7 protein-coding genes are annotated in these 21483 nt (G+C 74.3%); 5 read left to right on the plus strand and 2 right to left on the minus strand.

The features are described 5' to 3' along the window. Nucleotides 1-11: 11 nt before the first annotated feature. On the plus strand, nt 12-1868 hold the full coding sequence (locus tag ACF09E_RS34195; protein WP_392209989.1) for an SIP domain-containing protein: 1857 nt from the start codon (nt 12-14) through the stop codon (nt 1866-1868). Between the two features lie 84 nt (nt 1869-1952). Here ACF09E_RS34195 and ACF09E_RS34200 read toward each other — a convergent pair whose 3' ends face one another. Both ACF09E_RS34200 and ACF09E_RS34205 read right to left on the minus strand, forming a co-directional pair. Continuing rightward, complete coding sequence (locus tag ACF09E_RS34200) at nt 1953-2711, minus strand: winged helix DNA-binding protein (protein ID WP_392209991.1); 759 nt, start codon at nt 2709-2711, stop codon at nt 1953-1955. Nucleotides 2712-2857: 146 nt separating this feature from the next. Further along, the gene (locus ACF09E_RS34205) at nt 2858-3805 is read right to left on the minus strand and encodes a methionyl-tRNA formyltransferase (RefSeq protein ID WP_392209993.1); all 948 of its coding nucleotides are present in this window, start codon (nt 3803-3805) and stop codon (nt 2858-2860) included. Between the two features lie 239 nt (nt 3806-4044). Between ACF09E_RS34205 and ACF09E_RS34210 the strand changes: the two genes are divergently transcribed. From ACF09E_RS34210 to ACF09E_RS34225, 4 genes are all read left to right on the plus strand, one after another. Then, entirely contained in the window at nt 4045-5430 is a 1386-nt protein-coding gene (locus ACF09E_RS34210; protein WP_392209995.1) for a lysine N(6)-hydroxylase/L-ornithine N(5)-oxygenase family protein, read from the plus strand. A gap of 108 nt (nt 5431-5538) precedes the next feature. Then, nucleotides 5539-6597 (plus strand): iron-siderophore ABC transporter substrate-binding protein, encoded by a 1059-nt coding sequence (locus ACF09E_RS34215; protein ID WP_392209996.1) that lies wholly within the window; start codon nt 5539-5541, stop codon nt 6595-6597. A 133-nt stretch (nt 6598-6730) separates the two neighbouring features. Continuing rightward, entirely contained in the window at nt 6731-21211 is a 14481-nt protein-coding gene (locus tag ACF09E_RS34220) for an amino acid adenylation domain-containing protein (protein ID WP_392209997.1), read from the plus strand. Beyond that, complete coding sequence (locus ACF09E_RS34225) at nt 21208-21417, plus strand: MbtH family protein (protein ID WP_361858890.1); 210 nt, start codon at nt 21208-21210, stop codon at nt 21415-21417. The genes ACF09E_RS34220 and ACF09E_RS34225 overlap by 4 nt, the downstream gene beginning before the upstream one ends. Nucleotides 21418-21483 lie beyond the last annotated feature (66 nt).

The following is a 21483-nucleotide window of genomic DNA, read 5'->3' on the forward strand; positions in this document are numbered from 1 at the left end:
GAGCCCCCTCCATGTCCACCCGCAGCCCCCGCTCGGTCGTCACCTTCCCCATCGTGCTGAGGGAACTGACCGTCCTGCGCGCCGAGAACATCACCCCGGGAATGCGGCGCCTCACCCTGGGCGGAGCCCAGCTCGACGCCTTCGAGAAGAACGGCCTCGAACTCCCCGCCCTGCGGACCGAGGGCTTCGACGACCACGTCAAGTTCTTCTTCGCCGACGAGACCGGACGGCTGATCCTCCCCGGCCAGAACGTCAGCAGCCTGGACTGGCCCGCCGACGGCCGCCCCGTCGCCAAGGACTACACCCCGGTCCGCCACGACCCCGAGGCCGGGGAGATCGACTTCGACTTCGTCCGCCACGACGGCGGCGTCGCCTCCACCTGGGCCGAGCGGGCCGAGCCGGGCGACAGCGCCTGGATCGCCGGACCGAAGATGTCGCACAGCCACCCCGAGGGCGCCGACTGGCTGCTCGTGATCGGCGACGAGACGGCCCTGCCCGCCATCGGCCGCTGGCTCGCCGAGATGCCCGAGGGCACCAGGGCCCGCGTCTTCATCGAGATCGGCGACGACTCGCACCGCCAGGAACTGCCCACCCGGGCCGACGCCGAGATCGTCTGGCTGTCGCGCGAGGGCGCCCCCGCCGGCACCACCGACCTCCTCGAACAGGCGGTGCGCGCGGCGGAGTGGCTGCCGGGCACCGTGTTCGCCTGGGTGGCCGGCGAGACCCTCACCCTCAAGGGCATCCGCCGCTACCTCGTGGCGGAGCGTCAGATCCCGCGCGACCACACCCACATCACCGGATACTGGCGGCGGACCGAGCACGCGCCGGCCGCCCCGGCCGAGGGGGCCGAGACGGTCACCGCCGCCGAGACGGAGGAGGACGGCGACGCGCACGAGCGACTGCACGAGCTGACGGACCTGGCCCCCGGCTACGCCATCCGGACGGCCGTCACGCTCGGCCTCTTCGACCTGGTCGACGGCGGGGTGCGCGAGGCGGGCGAGCTGGCCCGCCGGGCCGGGGCCGACGCTCCCACCCTGAAGGCGCTGCTCGCCTACCTCGTCTCGATCGACCTCCTCGCGGTGGGCGAGGACGGCTACCGCCTCACCCCGGTCAGCGAGGAGCTCGTCGAGGACGACCACTCGGCCGAGGAGTACCACCTGGAAGGCGCCCAGGCCGCCTTCGACGCCTCGCTCTCCGGACTCCTGCACACGGTCCGCACCGGCGAGGCGGGGTACCGCACGCCGGCCGGGCGGACCCTGACCGCCGCGATGGAGGACGATCCGAGGCTCGCGGGCACCGCCCGCACCGCCGTCGAGGAGGAGGCCATGTGGATCGCTCCCGGCGTCCTCAAGGCCCACGACTGGTCGGCGGTCACCGAGGTGACCGCGACCGGCCACGGCTCGGCGACCGTGGTGAACGCGCTGCTCAAGGAGTTCCCCGCGCTGCGCGCCCGGATCGCGGCCATGCCGTCGGTGCTGCGCGTGCTGAGCGACCAGGTCCTCGACACGGACGTGCTCCCCAGGGTCGAGCTGGTCGCCCGGTCCGCGGGCGTTCCGGACGGCACCGACACGCTGCTGATGTCCCGTCAGCTGGAGTGGCTGGCCGACGAGGACGCCGTCCACACCCTGGCCGAGGCCGCGGCGGGGCTGGCACCGGAGGGCACCCTGATCCTGGTGGAGATGGTCACCGGGGCCGACGCCGACGACGTCGACGCCGTCCTCCACCACCTCCGCCTCAAGTGCGCCTTCGGCTCCGGCGTCCGGGCCGCCGACGAGGTCTCCGCGCTGGCGGAGCGGGCGGGCCTGGTCGTGCGGGAGCGCAGGGACATCGGGTGGGACCACCGCCTCTGGGTCCTCGGCCGCCGCTGACCCGAGGGGTCGCCGAGGTACGCCGAAGCCCCCGCGCCCGGAAGGGCGCGGGGGCTCTGGTCGTGCCGGCGGAACCGGCGCTGCTCAGGAGCCGCCGCGTCGAGCCTGCGGGACGCCGCCGCGACCGCGTCCCGCGCCCGCCGCGGGCCGTTCCAGGTGGCTGTGCACCCGGCGCAGCAGGGCGGTGAGCTGCTCGCGCTCGGCCGGGTCGAGCGGGGCGAGGATCTCGTCGTCCGCCGTGGCGATCTCCGCGTTGAGTTCGGCGAGGTAGGTCCGCCCCGCCGGGGTGAGCCGGACCACGACGCGGCGCCGGTCGGTGTCGTCGCGGACGCAGTCCACCTGCCCGATGCGGGCGAGGTCGTTGACGATCTTCACCAGGTCGCTGGCGTTCATGTCGAGCCGTGCGGCGAGGGCCGTCTTCATCTGCGGGCCGAGGTCGGCGAGCAGGGTCATCACGGTCAGGTGCCACAGGCGCAGACCGCGACCCTCCAGCCGCTCCGCGAGTCTTCGGCGGGCGACCTTGCCGAGGGCGTACATCAGATACGCGTTGAGGTTCAGGACGCTCGGCGGGGTCATGCTCATGGAGGGAGTGGAGGCGGTGGAGGCGGCCGGGGCGGTGGCGGCGTCGTCACCGCGCTCCGCTCCGGAGCCGGCCGCCTCGACGACCGCACGCAGCAGGGCCTGTTCGCCGCCCGCCTCCGGTCCGGCCCCGGGGCGCAGGTCGGCGTCGGCGAGGGAGCGGAAGATCCGCGCCCAGTCGGCGGGCATGTTGGAGATGCCGATGACGGCGAACGCCGTTCCCGAGGAGTCGCACGCCGTACCGCTGACGATCGGCTGTTCCATCGCTGTGCCTCACTGCCCGGCGGTCGGGGAGGACCGCCGGGACTCGCCGATAGGTTGGGTTAACCTACCCATGTCCGATACGGGGGAGGCCGTGGAGCCCGGGTGTGGCGTGCGCCCCCCGTCGGCGTACGCGCTGCCCGTGTGCGTCAGGGGCGGCTGGTGAGATAGCCGCCCATGGACGTGAAGTACTCGGTCGCGGGCAGTTCGCGGCCGTCCTCCGTCCGGACGCGGGTGATGGCCAGGCCGTGGTTGCGGCCCGTGCGCGCGTCGGCGCCGGCGACGATCACGACGCCCTCGCCCTCGCGGTAGAAGACACGGCCGGGCGTGCCGCCGTAACGTCCCTCGGAGACCACCGCGGTGAGGACTTCCAGCCGCTTGCCGCGGTGGAAGGTGAAGGCGCTCGGGTAGGGCGCGGACTGGGCGCGGACGAGCCGCTCGAGGACCTCGGCAGGCCAGCTCCAGTCGATCCGGATGTCCTCCTCGGCGCGCTTGTGGAAGAAGCTGGCCTGGGAGCGGTCCTGCCGGGTGAACTCGGCGCGCCCGGTGGCGATCCGGTCCAGCGCGTCGATCGTGACCGGGGCGATGAGGTCGACCGTCTTGTGGAAGAGGTCGGTCGCGGTGTCGGTCGGGCCGACGGCGACGGCGTGCTGCTGCACGATGTCGCCGGCGTCGAGCACCTCGTCCATCATGTGGGCGGTGACGCCGACTTCGCTCTCGCCGTTGATGAGGGCCCAGATGAGCGGCGAGAAGCCGGCGTACTTGGGCAGCAGCGAGTCGTGGATGTTCAGCGTGCCGTGGCGGGGCAGGTTGTAGATGTGCGGCGGGATCCACGTCCGCCAGTTGTTGGCGACGATGATGTCCGGGTCCGCCTCCTTGAGGCGGGTCAACAGCTCTTCGTCGTCGGGCCTGTTGCGGATCACGACGGGGACGCCGTGCTCCTCCGCGAGGTCGGCGACGGAGTCGCTCCAGATCTTCTCGTAGGCGTGCTCGCTCTTGGGGTGCGTCACGACGAGCACCACGTCGTGTTCGGAGTCCAGGAGCGCTCGGAGGGTGCGATGGCCCCAGGTCTGGTAACCGAACATGACGACCCGCATATGTGGTTCCTCCTTGGCAGAGCGAATGACCGTCAGTAAGTAAAGCAAGCCTTACCTAACGACGCAACTAGCCTGATATGCAGGCCCGTTAGTGTCGGCGCCTCACCTCGTGTCCGTTTCGTCCCGTCGACAGTCGCGTCCAATCAGGTTAGCTTTACCTAAGTTATGCGGGGCTGCCGGTGACACCGGCGTGCTCGATGCCCCGTCCCCCAGCATCTTTCCCGCACGATGGGAGTGACATGTCGCAGGGTTCTCCTGATGACGCACCTCTGGTCCACGACCTCATAGGCATCGGCTTCGGGCCGTCCAATGTGGCCATGGCGATAGCGCTCAGCGAGCACAACGCACGCGTCGGGAGAGAGGGAGCGGTCACCGCTCACTTCTTCGAGCGCCAGCCGCAGTTCGGCTGGCACCGCGGCATGCTGATCGACGACGCGACCATGCAGGTGTCCTTCCTCAAGGACCTGGTGACGCTGCGCAACCCGACCAGCGAGTACAGCTTCCTCTGCTACCTGCAGAGCAAGGGCCGCCTGATCGACTTCGTGAACCACAAGAACCTCTTCCCGCTGCGCGTCGAGTTCCACGACTACTTCGAGTGGGCCGCGTCCAAGGTCGACGACATGGTCTCCTACGGCCACGAGATCGTCTCCGTGGAGCCGGTCGAGCGCGGCGGCGTCGTCGAGTACCTCGACGTGACCGCCCGCGCGGGGGACGAGCTGGTCGTCCACCGCGCCCGCAATCTCGTCCTGGGCACCGGACTCCGCCCGAAGATGCCGGCCGGCGTCGAGCGCAGCGACCGCGTCTGGCACAACTCCGACCTGCTCCGCAAGGTCGAGAGCCTGGAGGGCACGGCCCCCGAGCGGATCGTCGTCGTCGGGGCCGGGCAGAGCGCCGCCGAGAACGTGGCCTATCTGCACCGCCGCTTCCCCGAGGCCGAGATCTGCGCCGTCTTCTCCCGGTACGGCTACAGCCCCGCCGACGACAGCGCCTTCGCCAACCGGATCTTCGACCCCGACGCCGTCGACGAGTACTTCACCGCTCCCGACGACGTGAAGCAGAAGCTGATGGACTACCACGGGAACACCAACTACTCCGTGGTGGACATCGACCTCATCGACGACCTCTACCGCCAGGCGTACCAGGAGAAGGTCCTCGGCACCGAGCGGCTGCGCTTCATCAACATCTCCCGGCTGACCGGAGTCGAGGACGGCCCCGACAAGGTCCGCGCCTTCGTCACCTCCCTCGTCACCGGCGAGGAGACCGTCCTCGAAGCCGACGTCGTCGTCTACGCCACCGGATACAGCCCCGCCGAACCCCTCGGCCTCCTCGGGCCGGTCGCCGACCGCTGCCACCGCGACGACCGGGGACGGGTCAGCGTGCAGCGGGACTACCGGCTCGCCACCGACCCGGAACTGCGCTGCGGCATCTACCTCCAGGGCGGCACGGAGCACACCCACGGCATCACGTCGTCGCTGCTCTCCAACACCGCGATCAGGGTCGGCGAGATCCTCGACTCGGTCCTGTCCCGGACCCCGGCGGCGTCCGCGTCCTCCGCCTCCGTCCCCGCCCCTGCCTCCGCCGACGAGGTCAGGTCCGTGGTCGACGGCGTGGGCACGGCACGCTAGCGTCACCCCCCGTTCCACCCCCCACGCGACATCGCCACACCCGCCGCGCGGCGCTTCCGCGTGTCCCGGCGGGCAGGGCAGCACTGTGAATCACCGAAAGGAACGTCCGTGTCCGCTGGTGCACGTCCCGCTCTGGCGCGGTTCGCCAGATCCGCTCCCCGCGTCGCCGTCCTCGCGGTGGCGGCCCTCGTCCTCGCCGCCTGTGGCGGCGGGACCGAGAAGTCCGACTCGCCGTCCCCGTCCACCACTTCGGCCGCCGACGGGGGAGCCAAGCCGGCCGCGTTCCCCGTCACGGTGGCCCACAAGTACGGCTCCACGACCATCGACAAGGAGCCCAAGACGATCGTCACCCTCGGCCTCTCCGACCAGGACGCCGTCCTCGCGCTCGGCGTGAAGCCGGCCGGCGCGGTCGACTGGTTCAAGGAGAAGCCGTACGGCAAGTGGCCCTGGGCCAAGGACAAGTGGGGCTCGACCCAGCCGGAGATCGTCGGCGAGCGCGACGAGTACAACATCGAGAAGATCGCGGCGCTCAAGCCGGACCTGGTCATCGCCCAGTACTCGGGGATGAAGAAGGAGCAGTACGACACGCTCTCCAAGTTCACCAAGGTCGTCGCCCAGCCCAAGGAGCACCCGGACTACGGCGCCCCCTGGCAGCTGATGACCCAGCAGATCGGCAAGGCGCTCGGCAAGGACGCCGAGGCCGCGCAGCTGATCGCGGACATCGACACGCGCTTCAAGGCCGTCCGTGAGAAGCACCCCGAGTTCGCCACGAAGACCCTCGCCGTCGCCGACAGCTTCGAGGCGGGCAAGTACTCGGCGTTCACCAAGACCGACCCCAAGGCGATCTTCTTCTCCGAGCTCGGCTTCAAGCTCAAGCCGGAGATCGACACCCTCGCCAAGCCGGGCTGGAACGTCGCCGAGCTCAGCGCGGAGAAGCTGAACGTCCTCGACGTCGACCGGCTCGTCTGGGTCACCTCCAGCACCGAGGCCAACGACCGCATCAAGGCGGAGCCGCTCTACAAGAAGCTCAAGGTCAACCAGGAGAAGCGCGACCTCTTCGTGCCCTACCAGGACCCGGACATCGGCGCCGCGTTCTCCTTCAACACCGTCCTGTCGATCCCGTACGCCATCGACGAGATCGAGCCGCTCCTCGCGGCCGTCAAGTGAGGCCCGGTCGCTGACGCGCACCGGAGCCCCCAGCTGACCCACCGGCGGCGCGGCGGAACCTCTCGCCGCGCCGCCGGTGGTTCACGTCGCCACCCGCTTGCCACGCACCCCCAGGGAAAGGCCACTTCGTACGATGTTTGACGTCGAGCCGTCGGACCGGAACACCCCCTCCGGCCTCCCCGTCACCGGCGGGCAAGCCGGTATCTGGCTGGCCCAGCAGCTGGAACCGGACAGCTCCGCCTACAACATCGTGTTCGCGCTGCACCTCCGCGGAGCCGTCGACCTCGACCGGCTGACCGCCGCCGTCCGCCAGGCCGTCGAAGAGGCCGAGTGCCTGCACGTGCGGATCGCCCCCGGCGAGGACGGACCCCGCCAGACGCCCCGCACCCGCACCCACCCCGTCGACCTCGCCGTCGTCGACCTGCGCGAGGCCGCCGACCCCGACGAGGCCGCCGCCGCGTGGGTGGCCGCCGACCGCGACCGGCCCGTCAACCTCGCGCTCGACCCGCTCTTCGCCCACACCCTGCTGCGCCTCGCCGACGACCGCGTCGTCTGGTGCCAGCGCTACCACCACATCGCCGTGGACGGGATGGGCGTCTCGCTCATCACCCGGCGGGCCGGCGAGCTGTACACCGCGGGGGACGCCGCCGCGCCCCGCGACTGGTCGCTGTCCCGGCTCGTCACCGCCGACCGCTCCTACCGCGCCTCGGACCGGCACGCCGCCGACCGCGCCTGGTGGCTGGAGCGGATGGCCGGCCGCCCCGAGCCCGTACGCCTCGTCGAGCGGGCGGCGGTCCCCATGACCCGCCGCCTGCGCCGGACCGCGGAACTGTCCCCCGAGACCGCCGGACGGCTGGAGTCCGCGGCCCGGACCGCGGGCGTCCGCACCTCCCGCGTCCTGCTCGCCGCCGTCGCCGCCTACCTCCACCGTGCCCGCGGCGAACAGGACCTCGTCCTCGGCCTGCCGGTCGCCGCCCGCGCGGACGAGGTCTCCGCGACCGTCCCCGGCATGGTGTCCAACATCGTCCCGCTGCGCCTCGCCGTCCACCCCGGCACCACCGGCGCCGCCCTCGTCGCCCAGGTGCGCGGCGCCGTCGCCGACGCCCTCGCCCACGGGCGCTACCGCGCCGAGGACCTGGCCAGGGAGCTGGGCCTGGTCGACGGCGTCCCGGAACTCGTCGGCCCCACCGTCAACATCCTGCCCCGCTCGGAGGGCCTCCGCTTCGCCGACCACCGGGCCGAACTCCGCCCCGAGTGGCTCGGCCCCGTCAGCGACCTGGCCTTCGGCTTCGCCGAGGGCGAGGACGGCCGCGGGCACACCCTCCACCTCGACGCGGACGCCGACGTCTGCGACCCGGCCGTCCTCGCCGACCACGAGCGCCGCTTCCTCGCCCTCCTCGACGCCTTCGCCGACGACCTGGACCGCCCCGTCGGCCGCATCGAGCTCACCTCCGGGGACGAACGCGGCCTCCTGCTCGACACGTTCGGCGTCTCGCCGCGCGAGACCCCGGAGCTGTCCTGGCCCGCGGCGTTCGAGCGCCAGGTCCGCCGCAGCCCCGAGGCCGTCGCACTCGTCTGCGAGGACCGGGAACTGACGTACGCCGCCCTCGACGAGGCCGCCGACCGGCTGGCCCGCCTCCTGCGCTCCCGCGGCGTCGGCGCCGAGGACGTGGTGGGCGTGGCCCTGCCCCGCTCTCCGGAGCTCGTGACGGCCCTGCTCGCCGTGATGAAGGCCGGCGCCGCCTACCTGCCGCTCGACGCGGACCACCCGCAGGACCGCATCGCCTACATGCTGTCCGACGCCGGAGCCCGCACCGTCGTCACCGTCCGCGACCTCGCCGCCGCCGTCCCGGACACCGCGGGCGTCACACACCTGCTGCTCGACGACCCGGACACCGAGGCGGCCCTCGCCGCCGCGACCCCGGCGGGACCCGCGCCCGAGGTCGCGCTCGGCCAGGCCGCCTACGTCATCTACACCTCCGGCTCGACGGGCCGCCCCAAGGGCGTCGTCGTCTCCCACGACGGCGTCGGCAGCCTCATCGCCACCGCCACCGACCGCATCGGCGTCACCGCCGACAGCCGGGTCGTCCAGTTCGCCTCCGTCGGCTTCGACGTGACCGTCTGGGACCTGATCATGTCGCTCTGCGTCGGCGGGCGGATCATCGTCGTCCCCGCCGAGCGCCGTGTCGCGGGCCCCGCGCTCACCGAGTACATCGCCCGCCACCGCGCCACCCACATGATCCTGCCGCCCTCGCTCGTCTCCGCGCTCCCGCCGGAGTGCGAGCTCCCGCCGGGCGCCGTCCTCGTCGTGGGCACCGAGGCGGTCCCCAGCGAGCTGATCGCCCGCTGGGGGGACCGGCTCCGGGTCGTCGTCGCGTACGGACTCACCGAGGCCACCGTGAACTCCACGCTCTGGCTCGCCGATCCCGACCGCCCGGGGCCCGCGCCCATCGGCCGCCCCGACCCCAACACCCGCGCGTACGTCCTCGACACGGCGCTCCGGCCCGTCCCCGTCGGTACGGAGGGCGAGCTGTACGTCTCCGGGCGTGGCCTCGCCCGCGGCTACCTCGGCCGCCACGCCCTGACCTCGGAGCGGTTCGTCGCCGACCCGTACGGCGCACCCGGCACCCGCATGTACCGGACCGGCGACCGGGTCCGCTGGGGCGCCGACGGCAACCTGGAGTTCCTCGGCCGGGCGGACGGCCAGATCAAGATCCGCGGACACCGCGTGGAGCCGGGCGAGATCGAGAGCGCCTTCATGGCCTGCGCGGGCATCGCCCAGGCAGCCGTCCTCGCCCGCGAGGACCACCGCGGGGTGAAGCGGCTGGTCGTCTACCTCGTCCCGGAGGCGACGGCCGCCCCCGCCGCCGGAACCGACCGCGCGACGGCCCCCGAGGCCGGGACCGGCCCGGGCACGGCCACGGGCACGGCCCGGGCCACCGGGCCCGCCTCGGCCACCGGCACGGCCCCGGCCGTCGGTCCCGGCACGGCCGCCGACACGGACTCGCCGGCCGCCGGGCCGGGCGTCGGTGCGGACCCGGGCGCCGCCGTGACCGCGGCACGCGCCCGCGTGGCGGACGCCCTGCCCGACCACATGGTGCCGAGCGCGGTCGTCGTCCTCGACGGAGCGCTGCCGCTCACGCCCAACGGCAAGCTCGACGCCAGGGCCCTGCCCGAGCCCCACTGGACCTCCCTCACCGGCACCGACACCCCCACCACCCCGGTCGAGTCGACCCTCGCCGGCCTCTTCGCCGAGGTCCTCGGGCTGCCGGCGGTCGGGGTCCACGACAGCTTCTTCGAACTCGGCGGCGACAGCATCGTCGCCATCCAGCTGGTCAACCGCGCCCGCGCGGCCGGGCTCGCCCTCACCCCGCGCGACGTGTTCCGGAGCCGTACCGTCGCGGCCCTCGCCAGGACCGCCCGCGAGCCCGTCGCGTCCCCGCGGTCCCGCCAGGCGGAGCTCGACCAGGACGCCCTGCCGGTCTCCCCGCTGCAGGAAGGGTTCTTCTTCCACGCGGAGTTCGACCACGGGACCCAGGACCTCTACGTCGTCCAGGAACTCCTCGACCTCGCCGAGGACGCCGACCCGGAGCGGCTCCGCAGCGACCTCCAGAGCCTCCTCGACCGCCACCCGCTGCTGCGCGCCTCCTTCCGCCAGCTCCCCGGCGGCGAGGTCGTCCAGCGGATCGCCGACGGGGTGACCCTGCCGTGGCGCGAGGCCGACACCGCCGGGACGGAGCTCGCGGACATCCTCCGCGCCGACCGCGCCGAGCGCTTCGCCCTCGACCGGCCGCCGCTCCTGCGCGCCACCCTCGTCAAGGACGGCCGCCGCCACCGGCTCCTCCTCACCCTCCACCACATCGTCGCCGACGGCTGGTCCGTCGCCGTCCTGCTGCGGGAACTCACCGACGCCCACCGGGGCGCCGCGCTCCCCGAGGCCCCGGCCCCGGAGCCGTACCTCTCCTGGCTCGCCGGCCGCGACCGCGACACCGCGCGCGAGGCATGGCGGCAGGCGCTCGCCGGCCTCGACGGCCCGACCCGGCTCCCCGCGCTCGCCGCCCCGGCGGACGAGGCCGGGGAGCCCGCCCGCCCCGAACACGTCGACACCCGCCTGCCCCGCGACCTCACCGACGCGCTGAGCAGCTGTGCCCGGGCCCGCGGACTGACCCTGAGCAACGTCTTCCACGGACTCTGGGGGCTGCTCCTGGGCGGCCTCACCGGCAGCAGGGACGTCGTCTTCGGCACCACGGTCTCCGGCCGCACCACCGAGGTCGCCGGACTGGACGCCGCCGTCGGCCTGTTCATCAACACGGTCCCCGCCCGCGTCACCCTCCGTCCCGAGGAGACGCTGACCGAGCTGCTCCGCCGGGTCCAGGACGAGCAGGCGGCGCTCCTCGACCACCAGCACCTCGGACTCGCCGACATCCAGCGGACCGCCGGCGGCGGCGAACTCTTCGACACCCTCGTGGTCTTCGAGAACTACCCCGGAGGCCCCGCCGACCGGGACCCGGCGCCCCTCGTCACCGGCGCCGAGGTGTTCGACGCCGTGCACTACCCCCTCGCGCTGATCGTCGAGCCCACCGCGGACGGCCTCCTGCTCCGCTTCAAGCACCACGCGGCCCGGATCGACCCGGTCGACGTGGCGGTCCTCGCCAACCGCTTCACCGCACTGCTGCGGACCCTGGTGGCCGAGCCCGACCGCCTCGTCGCCCGGACCGACCTGCTGTCCGCCCGCGAGCGCGCGCACCTCCCCGAGCTCAACGCCACCGCCCACCCCGTCCCCGAGGCCACGCTCACCTCGCTCATCGCCGACCGGGCGGCGCGCACCCCGCACGCCCCGGCCGTCGTCTTCGACGACACCACCCTCGGCTACGCCGAACTCGACCGGAGGGCCGAAGAACTGGCCCACCGCCTCCGGGCCCGCGGCGCGGGACCCGAGCGGTACGTCGCCGTCGCCGTCCCGCGCTCGGCCGAGCTGATGGTCGCGCTGCTCGGCGTCCTCAAGGCAGGCGCCGCCTACCTGCCGCTCGACCTCGACTACCCCGCCGACCGGGTGGCGTTCATGCTCGCCGACTCCGGCGCGCGGCTCGTCGTCACGACCACCGGGGCCGCCGGTCGCCTTCCCGCCGAGGCCGGGCTCGAACAGCTCCTCGTGGACGCCGGGGAACCGGCGGAGCCCCCCGCCGACACCCCCGCGCCCACCGACGCCCCCGCGCCCGCCGCCGGACCCGACCACCCCGCCTACCTCATCTACACCTCCGGCTCCACCGGCCGCCCCAAGGGCGTCGCCGTCACCCACCGCGCCATCGTGAACCGGCTCGCCTGGATGCAGGGCGCGTACGGGCTGACCGCCGACGACCGGGTCCTCCAGAAGACCCCGTCCAGCTTCGACGTGTCGGTGTGGGAGTTCTTCTGGGCGCTCGCCGAGGGCGCCACCGTCGTCCTCGCCCGCCCCGACGGCCACCGCGACCCGGAGTACCTGGCCCGCCTCATCGCCGAACGCGGCGTCACCACCGCCCACTTCGTCCCCTCGATGCTGGCGGCGTTCGTCCGGGTCATGGAGGCGTCCCCGGACGCCCCCGACTGGTCGGCGAGCCTGCGCCGGGTGTTCTGCAGCGGCGAGGCCCTCCAGGGTCCCGACGCCCGCCGCTGGTGGGAGCTGACCGCGCGCTCCGGGCGCCCACCCGTCCCGCTGCACAACCTGTACGGCCCCACCGAGGCCGCCGTCGACGTCACGTACTTCCCCTACGAGGGGAGCACCGAACAGGCCGTGCCGATCGGGCGGCCCGTCTGGAACACCCGGCTCCACGTCCTCGACCCGTTCCTGCGCCCGGTCCCCGAGGGGGTGGCCGGAGAGCTCTACCTCGCCGGCGTCCAGCTGGCCCGCGGCTACCACGACCGCCCCGCCCTCACCGCCGACCGGTTCGTCGCCGACCCGTTCGGCGGCCCGGGGGAGCGGATGTACCGCACGGGAGACCTGGTGCGCCGCCGGGCGGACGGCGCCGTCGAGTACCTCGGCCGCACCGACCGGCAGGTCAAGATCCGCGGCAACCGCGTCGAACCGGGCGAGGTCGAGACCGCCCTGGCCGCACTGACCGGCGTGGCCCGCGCGGCCGTGATCGTCCGCGACGGAGCCCTGGTCGGCTATGCCGTACCCGCCCCCGGCGCCGCACCCGCGCCCGAGGACCTGCACGCCGCCCTCGCCGGGGCGCTGCCCGCCGCGATGGTGCCGAGCGCCGTCGTCGTCCTCGCCGAACTGCCGCTGACCCCCAGCGGCAAGCTCGACCAGAACGCCCTGCCCGCCCCCGAGGCCGCGCCCCGGGCCGCCGGCCGCGCACCCCGCGACGACCGCGAGCGCGCCCTCTGCGCGATCTTCGACGAGGTCCTCGGCGTCCCGGGAACCGGCGTCGACGACGACTTCTTCGTCCTCGGCGGCGACAGCCTCAGCTCCATCGCCGTCGCCACGCGGGCGCGGGACGCGGGCCTGGCCCTCAGTCCCCGCGACGTGTTCGAGCACCGCACCCCCGCCGCCCTCGCCGCGGCCGCCGCCCCCCACGGGGACCCCGCGGCGCCCCCGGCACCCGACTCCACCGAGGTACCCGTGCACTCCGACGGCGTGACCGTCTCCGCCTCCGACGCCGGCCAGGCGGCCGCCGCACTCAAGGCCGTCCTCGCCCTCCAGCAGCAGTCCGGCGCCGCCGTCGACCCCGCCCTGCGGGCCCTCCTCGACCAGCTGACCGCCGCCGCGCCGACGCCGCCCCCGGCCCCCGGGCCCCCGGCGCCCGCCCCGCTCGACGGACCGCACCTCGACCTGGAGGAGACCGCCCGCGTCCACACCGCCGCCGGGCTCCCCGTCACCGACGTCTGGCCGCTCTCCCCGCTCCAGGAGGGCATGTACTTCCACGCCACCTACGACACGGGCGACGCCCTCGACGTCTACCAGTCCCAGGAGACCCTGGACCTCGACCACCGGATCGACGCCGACCGGCTGCGCGCGGCCTGCCGCACCCTCCTCGACCGCAACACGGGCCTCCGCGCCGGATTCACCAGCGACGGCCTGCCCGGCCCCGTCCAGTTCATCGTCGACGGGGCCGAGATCCCGCTCGTCGAGGAGGACCTCTCCGGGCTGCCCGAGGAGGAGCGGCGCACCCGCACGGAGGAGCTCCTCGCCGCCGACCGCAGGCAGCGCTTCGACCTCTCCGCCGCGCCCCTCTGCCGCCTGCTCCTCATCCGCCTCGGCGACGGCCGCGACAAGCTCGTCGTCACCCACCACCTCATCCTCTGGGACGGCTGGTCCGCCTGGCTCTTCCTGGAGGAGCTGTTCACGCTCTACGAGCGGGCCGGCGACGCCGCCGGCCTCCCGGAGCCCGGCTCGTACCGCGACCACCTCGCCTGGCTCGGCGCCCAGGACACCGAGGCCGCCCTGGACGCCTGGCGCGGGGCCCTGGCCGGTTTCGACGAACCGACGCTGCTCGCCCCGACCGGCCGCGACACCGGCCCCGTCATCCCGGTCGACTTCGACGCGTTCCTCACCCGGGAGGCCGGCGACCGGCTCCGCGCCGTCGCCCGGCAGCACGGACTGACCCTCAACACCGTCCTCAACGCGGCCTGGGCCCTGGTCCTCTCGGCCATGACGGGCCGTGCCGACGTCGCCTTCGGCACGGCCGTCGCCGGACGCCCCGCCGAGGTCCCCCGCGTGGCCGGCATCATCGGCATGTTCCTGAACACGGTGCCCGCACGGGTCGCGTTCGCCCCGGACGAACCGCTGCTCGCGCTGCTGCGCCGCATGCAGTCCGAGCGCGCCGCCGTCATGCCGTACGAGCACGTGGGCCTGGGCGCGCTCCAGCAGGAGACCGGCCACCGCCGCCTCTTCGACACCCTGTTCGTGCTCCGCTCGGCCGACGGCGAGGACCGCGCCGCCGCCCTCCGCGCACGCCACGGCATCACCGCGGTGTCCAACGTCGACGGCACCCACTTCCCGCTCACCCTGATCGTCACCCCGGGCGCCCGCCTGAAGGTCACCCTGGCCGCCCGCCCCGACCTCTTCGACGCGGCCGCCGCCGGCACCCTCCTCGCCCGGTTCACCACCGTCCTCGACCGCCTCGGGGAGGCCCTCGCGGGCCCCGCCGCCGCATCGGCCCGCACGGTCGGCCTGGACCTGCTGCTCCCGGAGGAGAGCGCCGCCCTGGCCACTGCCCGGCGGTCGGGCCGCGAGCCCGTCCCGGACGAGACCGTCGCGGACATGCTCTCCACCCAGGCGGCCCGCACCCCGGACGCGGTCGCCCTGGTCTTCGGCGGGCGCGCCCTCACCTACGCCGAACTCGACGCGCAGGTGAACCGGTTCGCCCGGCTGCTGCTCGCCCGGGGCGCCGGCCCCGAGCAGGTCGTGGCCCTCGCCCTGCCCCGGTCCATCGAGATGGTCGCCGCCCTCTTCGCCGTCCTGCGGACCGGCGCCGCCTACCTGCCGCTCGACCTCGACCATCCCGCCGACCGGCTGCGCCTGATGGCCGAGGACACCGGACCGCTCTGCCTGGTGTCCACGACGGCCGTCGCCCCGACCCTGCGCGGCGAGGACGGGCCCGTCGCGCCCGAGGTCCTCCTCGACGACCCGGCCGTGCTCGCCGAGCTGGCCGCGCTGTCCGGGGACGAGGTCACCGACGCCGAACGGCCCGCGTTCGCCCGCGGCGTGCCCGACCGGCTGGAGTTCCCGGCGTACGTCATCTACACCTCCGGCTCCACCGGCCGTCCCAAGGGCGTCGTCACGCCCTACCGGGGCCTGACGAACATGCAGCTCAACCACCAGAAGGAGATCTTCGACCCGGCCATCGCCTCCGCGGGCGGCCGGCGCCTGCGGATCGCGCACACCGTCTCCTTCGCCTTCGACATGTCGTGGGAGGAGCTGCTCTGGCTCGTCGAGGGCCACGAGGTGCACGTCTGCGACGAGGACCTCCGCCGCGACGCCGAGGCGCTCGTCGCCTACTGCGACGCGCACCGCGTCGACGTCGTCAACGTGACCCCCACCTACGCCCAGCTCCTCATCGAGGAGGGCCTCCTCGACCAGGACGAGGCCGCGGGCAGGCACCGCCCCGCCCTCGTCCTGCTCGGCGGCGAGGCCGTCTCCGACACCGTCTGGACGCAGCTGCGGCGCACCGAGGGCACGTACGGGTACAACCTGTACGGCCCCACCGAGTACACGATCAACACCCTCGGCGGCTCCACCGCCGAGAGCGCCGGCCCGACCGTCGGCCGGCCCATCCGCAACACCCGCGCCCACGTCCTGGACACGATGCTGCGGCCCGTCCCGCCGGGCTGCCCCGGCGAGCTGTACATCGCCGGAACCGGCCTCGCCCGCGGCTACCACGACCGGCCCGCGCTGAACGCAGAACGGTTCGTGGCCGACCCGTTCGGCGAGCCCGGCGAGCGCATGTACCGCACCGGCGACCTGGTGCGCCGGCGCCCCGACGGCCTGCTCGACTTCCTCGGCCGCACCGACGACCAGGTGAAGATCCGCGGCTACCGCATCGAACTCGGCGAGATCTCCACCGCCCTGTCCGACCACCCCGAGGTCGCCCACGCCGCCGTGGTCGTCCACGAGTCCGCCGGGACGAAGCGCCTCGCCGGCTACGTCGTCCGCGAGTCCGCGGCGCCCGCCGCCGAGGACGACGACCTCGGCCACCGGCTCCGCGACCACCTCAAGGCCCGCCTCCCCGACTACATGGTCCCGGCCGCCCTGGTCCCCGTCGCGGCCCTGCCGCTGACCGTCAACGGCAAGCTCGACGTGAAGGCGCTGCCCGCCCCCGACCTGACCGCCGCGGGCCCGGTGCGGGCGCCCCGCACCCCGCAGGAGGAGACCCTGTGCGGGCTCTTCGCGGAGGTCCTCGGCCTGGCCGCGGAGAACGTCGGCATCGACAGCGACTTCTTCGACCTCGGCGGGCACTCGCTCCTCGCCACCCGCCTCGTCAGCCGGGCCCGCACCGCCCTCGACGCCGAACTGGCGATCCGCGACCTGTTCGAGGCGCCGACCGTCGCCGAACTCGTCGAGCGGGCGACCGCCGCCCGCGGCGCCGCACGCCCGGCGCTCGTCGCCGCCGAGCGCCCCGCCGAACTGCCCCTCTCCCACGCCCAGCAGCGCCTCTGGGTCATCCAGCAGATCGAGTGCACCTCCGCGGCCTACAACTTCCCCCTCGTCATGCGGCTGCGCGGCACCTTCGACCCCACCGCGTGGAGCGCCGCCCTCACCGACGTCACCGACCGCCACGAGGCCCTGCGGACCCTCTTCGCCGCGGGCGAGAGCGACGGCCAGGCCTACCAGCGGATCCTGCCCGCCGGCTCCGCCGCTCCGGTCGTGGAGCAGCTGCGGGCCACCGAGGAGGAGATCCCCGGCATCGTGGACGCCGCCGTCCGGCGTCCGTTCGACCTCGCCTCCGAGCTGCCGATCCGCGCCACCGTCGCGGAGGTGGCGCCCGACGACCACGTCGTCGTCCTGCTGCTCCACCACATCACCACCGACGAGTGGTCCGACCGCCCCTTCCTGCGCGACCTGACCACCGCCTACACCGCCCGCCTCGCGGGCACCGCGCCCGACTGGGAGCCGCTCCCCGTCCAGTACGCCGACTACGCCCTCTGGCAGCAGAGGCTCCTGGGCGACCCGGCCGACCCCGCGAGCCTGGCCGCCCGGCAGCTGGAGCACTGGCGCACGGTCCTGGCCGGAGCCCCCGAGGAACTGGAGCTGCCCACCGACCGGCCGCGGCCCGCCCGGCCGGCCTTCACCGGCGCCGCTCTCGACATCGCCTTCGACCGCACGGTCCACGAGGACCTGCGGCGGCTCGCCCGCTCCACCGGCGCCAGCATGTTCATGGTCGCGCACGCCGCCGTGGCCGCCCTGCTCCACCGCCTCGGCGCCGGGACCGACATCCCGCTCGGCGCGCCCATCGCGGGACGCGGCGACGAGGCCCTGGACGAGCTGGTCGGCTTCTTCGTCAACACCCTCGTGCTCCGCACCGACCTCGCCGGGGACCCCACCTTCACCGAACTCCTCGGCCGGGTGCGGGAGACGGACCTCGCCGCGTTCTCCCACGCGGACGTCCCCTTCGAGGCCGTCGTGGAGAAGCTCAACCCCACCCGCTCCCTCGCCCGCAACCCGCTGTTCCAGGTGATGGTCGGCTACCACGCGCGCACCGACGAGGCCCTGCGGCTGCCGGGCGCCGAGGCCGGCCACCTGCCGTACGGCGTCGGCACCGCCAAGTTCGACCTCGTGTTCAGCTTCACCGAGCACACCTCGGCCGACGGCTCGGGCGACGCGCTCGGCTGCCGTCTGGAGTTCGCCACCGAGCTCTTCGACCGGGAGACCGCCGAGCGCATCGGCGAACGCCTGGGCCGCCTGGTCGGATCCCTGGCGGCGGCCCCCGACCGGCCGCTGTCCGAGGCCGGGATCCTCACCGAGGAGGAGCACCGGCTCGTCCTGGAGGGCTTCAACGGCACGCCCCGCGAGGTCGACGAGGAGACCCTGCCGGGCCTCTTCGCCCGCCGGGTGGCCGAGCGCCCCGACGCGGTCGCCGTCGTCGAGCGCTCCCGTTCGGTGACGTACGCGCAGCTCGACGCCCGCGCCAACCGGATCGCCCGGCTGCTCGCCGCCCGCGGCGTCGGCGCGGAGAGCGTCGTCGGCGTGGCCGTGCCGCGCTCGGTCGACATGATCGCCACGGTCGTCGCCGCGCTGAAGCTGGGGGCGGCGTTCCTGCCGCTGGACCTCGTCCACCCCGAGGACCGCCTCGGCTACATGGTCGAGAACTCCGGCGCCGCCGTCGTGGTCGGCACCGAGCCCGTCGCCGGGAAGATCCCCGCCGCGGGCGGCGTCCCGGTGGTGCTCCTCGACGCCCCCGACGTCGCCGCCGCACTCGACGCGCTGCCCGGAACGGCCCCCACCGGCGGCCCCGTGGGCCTCGACCAGGCCGCGTACGTGATCTACACCTCCGGCTCGACCGGCCGCCCCAAGGGCGTCGTCGTCCCGCACGAGGGCATCGCCAGTCTCGTCGCCACCGCCGTCGACCGGATGGGCCTGGAGCACGACAGCCGGGTCCTCCAGTTCGCCTCCATCGGCTTCGACGTCTTCGCCTTCGAACTGGCCATGGCCCTCTGCCACGGAGGCCGGCTCGTCCTGATCACCGACGAGGCCCGGGTCGCCGGACCCGCCCTCACCGACTTCCTCGCCGACCAGCGGATCACCCACATGATCCTGCCGCCCTCGCTGGTGTCGGCCCTGCCGCCCGGCTGCCGGCTGCCCGAGGGATCGACCGTCCTGGTCGGCACCGAGACCGTCCCGCCGGACCTCTTCGAGCGCTTCGGCACGACCGCGCACCTGATCTGCGCCTACGGACTCACCGAGGCCACGGTCAACTCCACCCTGTGGCCCGCGCGGGAGCACGGCGGCCGGGCCACCGGCCGGGTGCCGATCGGCCGCCCGGACCCCAACACCCGCTGCTACGTCCTCGACGACCGCCTCCGGCCCGTCCCGCCGGGCGTCATCGGCGAGCTGTACGTCGCGGGACGCGGCCTCGCCCGCGGCTACCTGGGACAGCCCGGGCTCAGCTCGGAACGGTTCGTCGCCGACCCGTACGGAACCCCCGGCAGCCGCATGTACCGCACCGGAGACCGGGCCCGCTGGCGCGCCGACGGGAACCTGGACTTCCTCGGCCGCGTCGACACCCAGGTCAAGATCCGCGGCTTCCGCATCGAACTGGGCGAGATCGAGGCCGCCCTCGCCGGCCACCCCTCGGTCGCCCAGGCCGCCGTCCTGCCCGACCGCGACGGCGACATCGTCCGCCTCGTCGGCTACGCCGTCCCCGAGCCGGGCGCCGAGCCCGCCCTCGACCCGCAGGAACTCCGCGCGCACGTCGCCGCGGTGCTCCCCGAGTACATGGTCCCCGCCCTCGTCGTCCCGCTCGTCGGCCCGCTGCCGCTCACCCCGAACGGCAAGCTCGACCACAAGGCCCTGCCCGCCCCCGACTGGTCCGCGATGACCGGCGACGCCGCACCCGCGACCGGGACGCAGGCGCGGATCGCCGACCTGTTCTGCGAGATCCTCAAGCTGGACGCCGTCGGCGTCCACGACAGCTTCTTCGCCCTCGGCGGCCACTCCATGGCCTCGATGCGCCTCCTGGGCCGCATCCGCGCCGAGTTCGGCGTCGAGCTGAGCATCCGCGACGTCTTCGACGCCCTCACCGTCGCCGGCATCGCGGGCAAGCTGGAGGGCGCGGGCGCCGCCCGTCCGGCCCTGCGCCCGGCCGGCCCCGGAGACGCCGACGGCACAGAGCCGCCGGCGGCCCCCGTGCAGCGCCCCCAGTGGCAGGCGTACCGGCGTGCCCCCGGCTTCGACCACGCCCTGGTCCTGCGCTCACCCGGCGGCCTCGACGCCGACGCGCTCGCCGCGGCGCTCGCCGACGTGACCGCCCGCCACGAACCGCTGCGCACCGCCTTCGCCGAGGTCGACGGAACCCTGGTCCACCGGCCCGTCGGAGCCCCCGGCCTGGCCGTGGAGGAGTGCGCGGACCTGGACGCCCGGCTCGCCGAACTGGCCGCCGCCGCGCCGGACCTGGAGCGGGAGGCCCCGCTGCGGGCCCGGCTGCTCACCGGCGGCGGGGGAGCGCAGGCGGTGCTGCTGACCCTGCACTACCTGGCCGTCGACGAGTGGTCGGTGGTCCCGCTCTTCCGCGACCTCACCACCGCGTACGGCGCACGGGCGGCCGGCCGGGCCCCCGACTGGGCCCCGCTGCCCGTCGGTTACCGCGACTACGCGCGCTGGGCGTGGGAGGTGCTCGGCGACCCCGCCGACCCCGAGAGCCGGGGCGGCCGCCAGCTCGCCTACTGGCGACGGACGCTCGCCGACGCCCCGCGGGAGCTCGCCCTGCCCGCCGAGGCGCCCGCCGCCATCCCCGCGCAGCGGGGGAGCCGGGCCGCCGGAGTCGTCGAGTTCGTGCTCGACGAGCGGCTGCACGCGGACGTGGACCGGCTCGCGCGGTCCACCGGCACCAGCATGTTCATGGTGCTGCACGCGGCCCTCGCGACCCTCCTCACCGGCCACGGGGCGGGCACCGACCTGCCGATCGGCACGATGGTCGCCGGCCGCGGCGACGACCAGCTCGCCGACCTCGTCGGCTGCTTCCTGAACACGGTCGTGCTGCGCACCGACACGGCGGGGGACCCCTCCTTCGCGGAGCTCCTGACCAGGGTGCGGGAGACCACACTGAGCGCCCTCGACCAGCAGGACGTCCCCTTCGACGAGGTCGTCCGCGCGGCCGGGCTCCGACCGGAGGGACCCCAGGTGATGGTGGTCCACCACGAGCAGGCCGACCTGGAACGCCTCCAGGGGGGCGTCGGCGACCTGGTCGCCGTACCGACCGGAACCACCCGCGCGGAGCTGACCCTCAGCTTCTACGAGCCCCGGGGCGAGGGCCCCGTGCACTGCGGCCTGATCCACGCGCTGGACCGGCTCGGCCCGGCGAAGGCCCGCCGCCTCGCAGAGGAACTGCAGACCCTGCTGCGCACCGTCGCGGACGATGCCGGACAGCGCCTGTCCCAGCTGTCCGGAGTGACCCACAAGAGGAGTGAGAACGCATGAGCACCAACCCCTTCGAGGACCCGCAGGGCCGTTTCCTGGTCCTGGTCAACGAGGAGAACCAGCACTCGCTGTGGCCCTCCTTCGCCGAGGTCCCCGCCGGATGGCGGACCGTGTTCGGCGAGGACACCCGCGAGGCGTGCCTGGCCTTCGTGGAGACCCACTGGACCGACCTGCGCCCGGCGAGCCTCGTCGCGGCCCAGGACTGACCGGCCCGCCGGCGGCACGAAGGGGGCGGTACGACTCTCGTCGTACCGCCCCCTCAGGCGTTCCAC

Source organism: Streptomyces sp. NPDC014891, assembly GCF_043081085.1.
Taxonomy (GTDB): domain Bacteria; phylum Actinomycetota; class Actinomycetes; order Streptomycetales; family Streptomycetaceae; genus Streptomyces.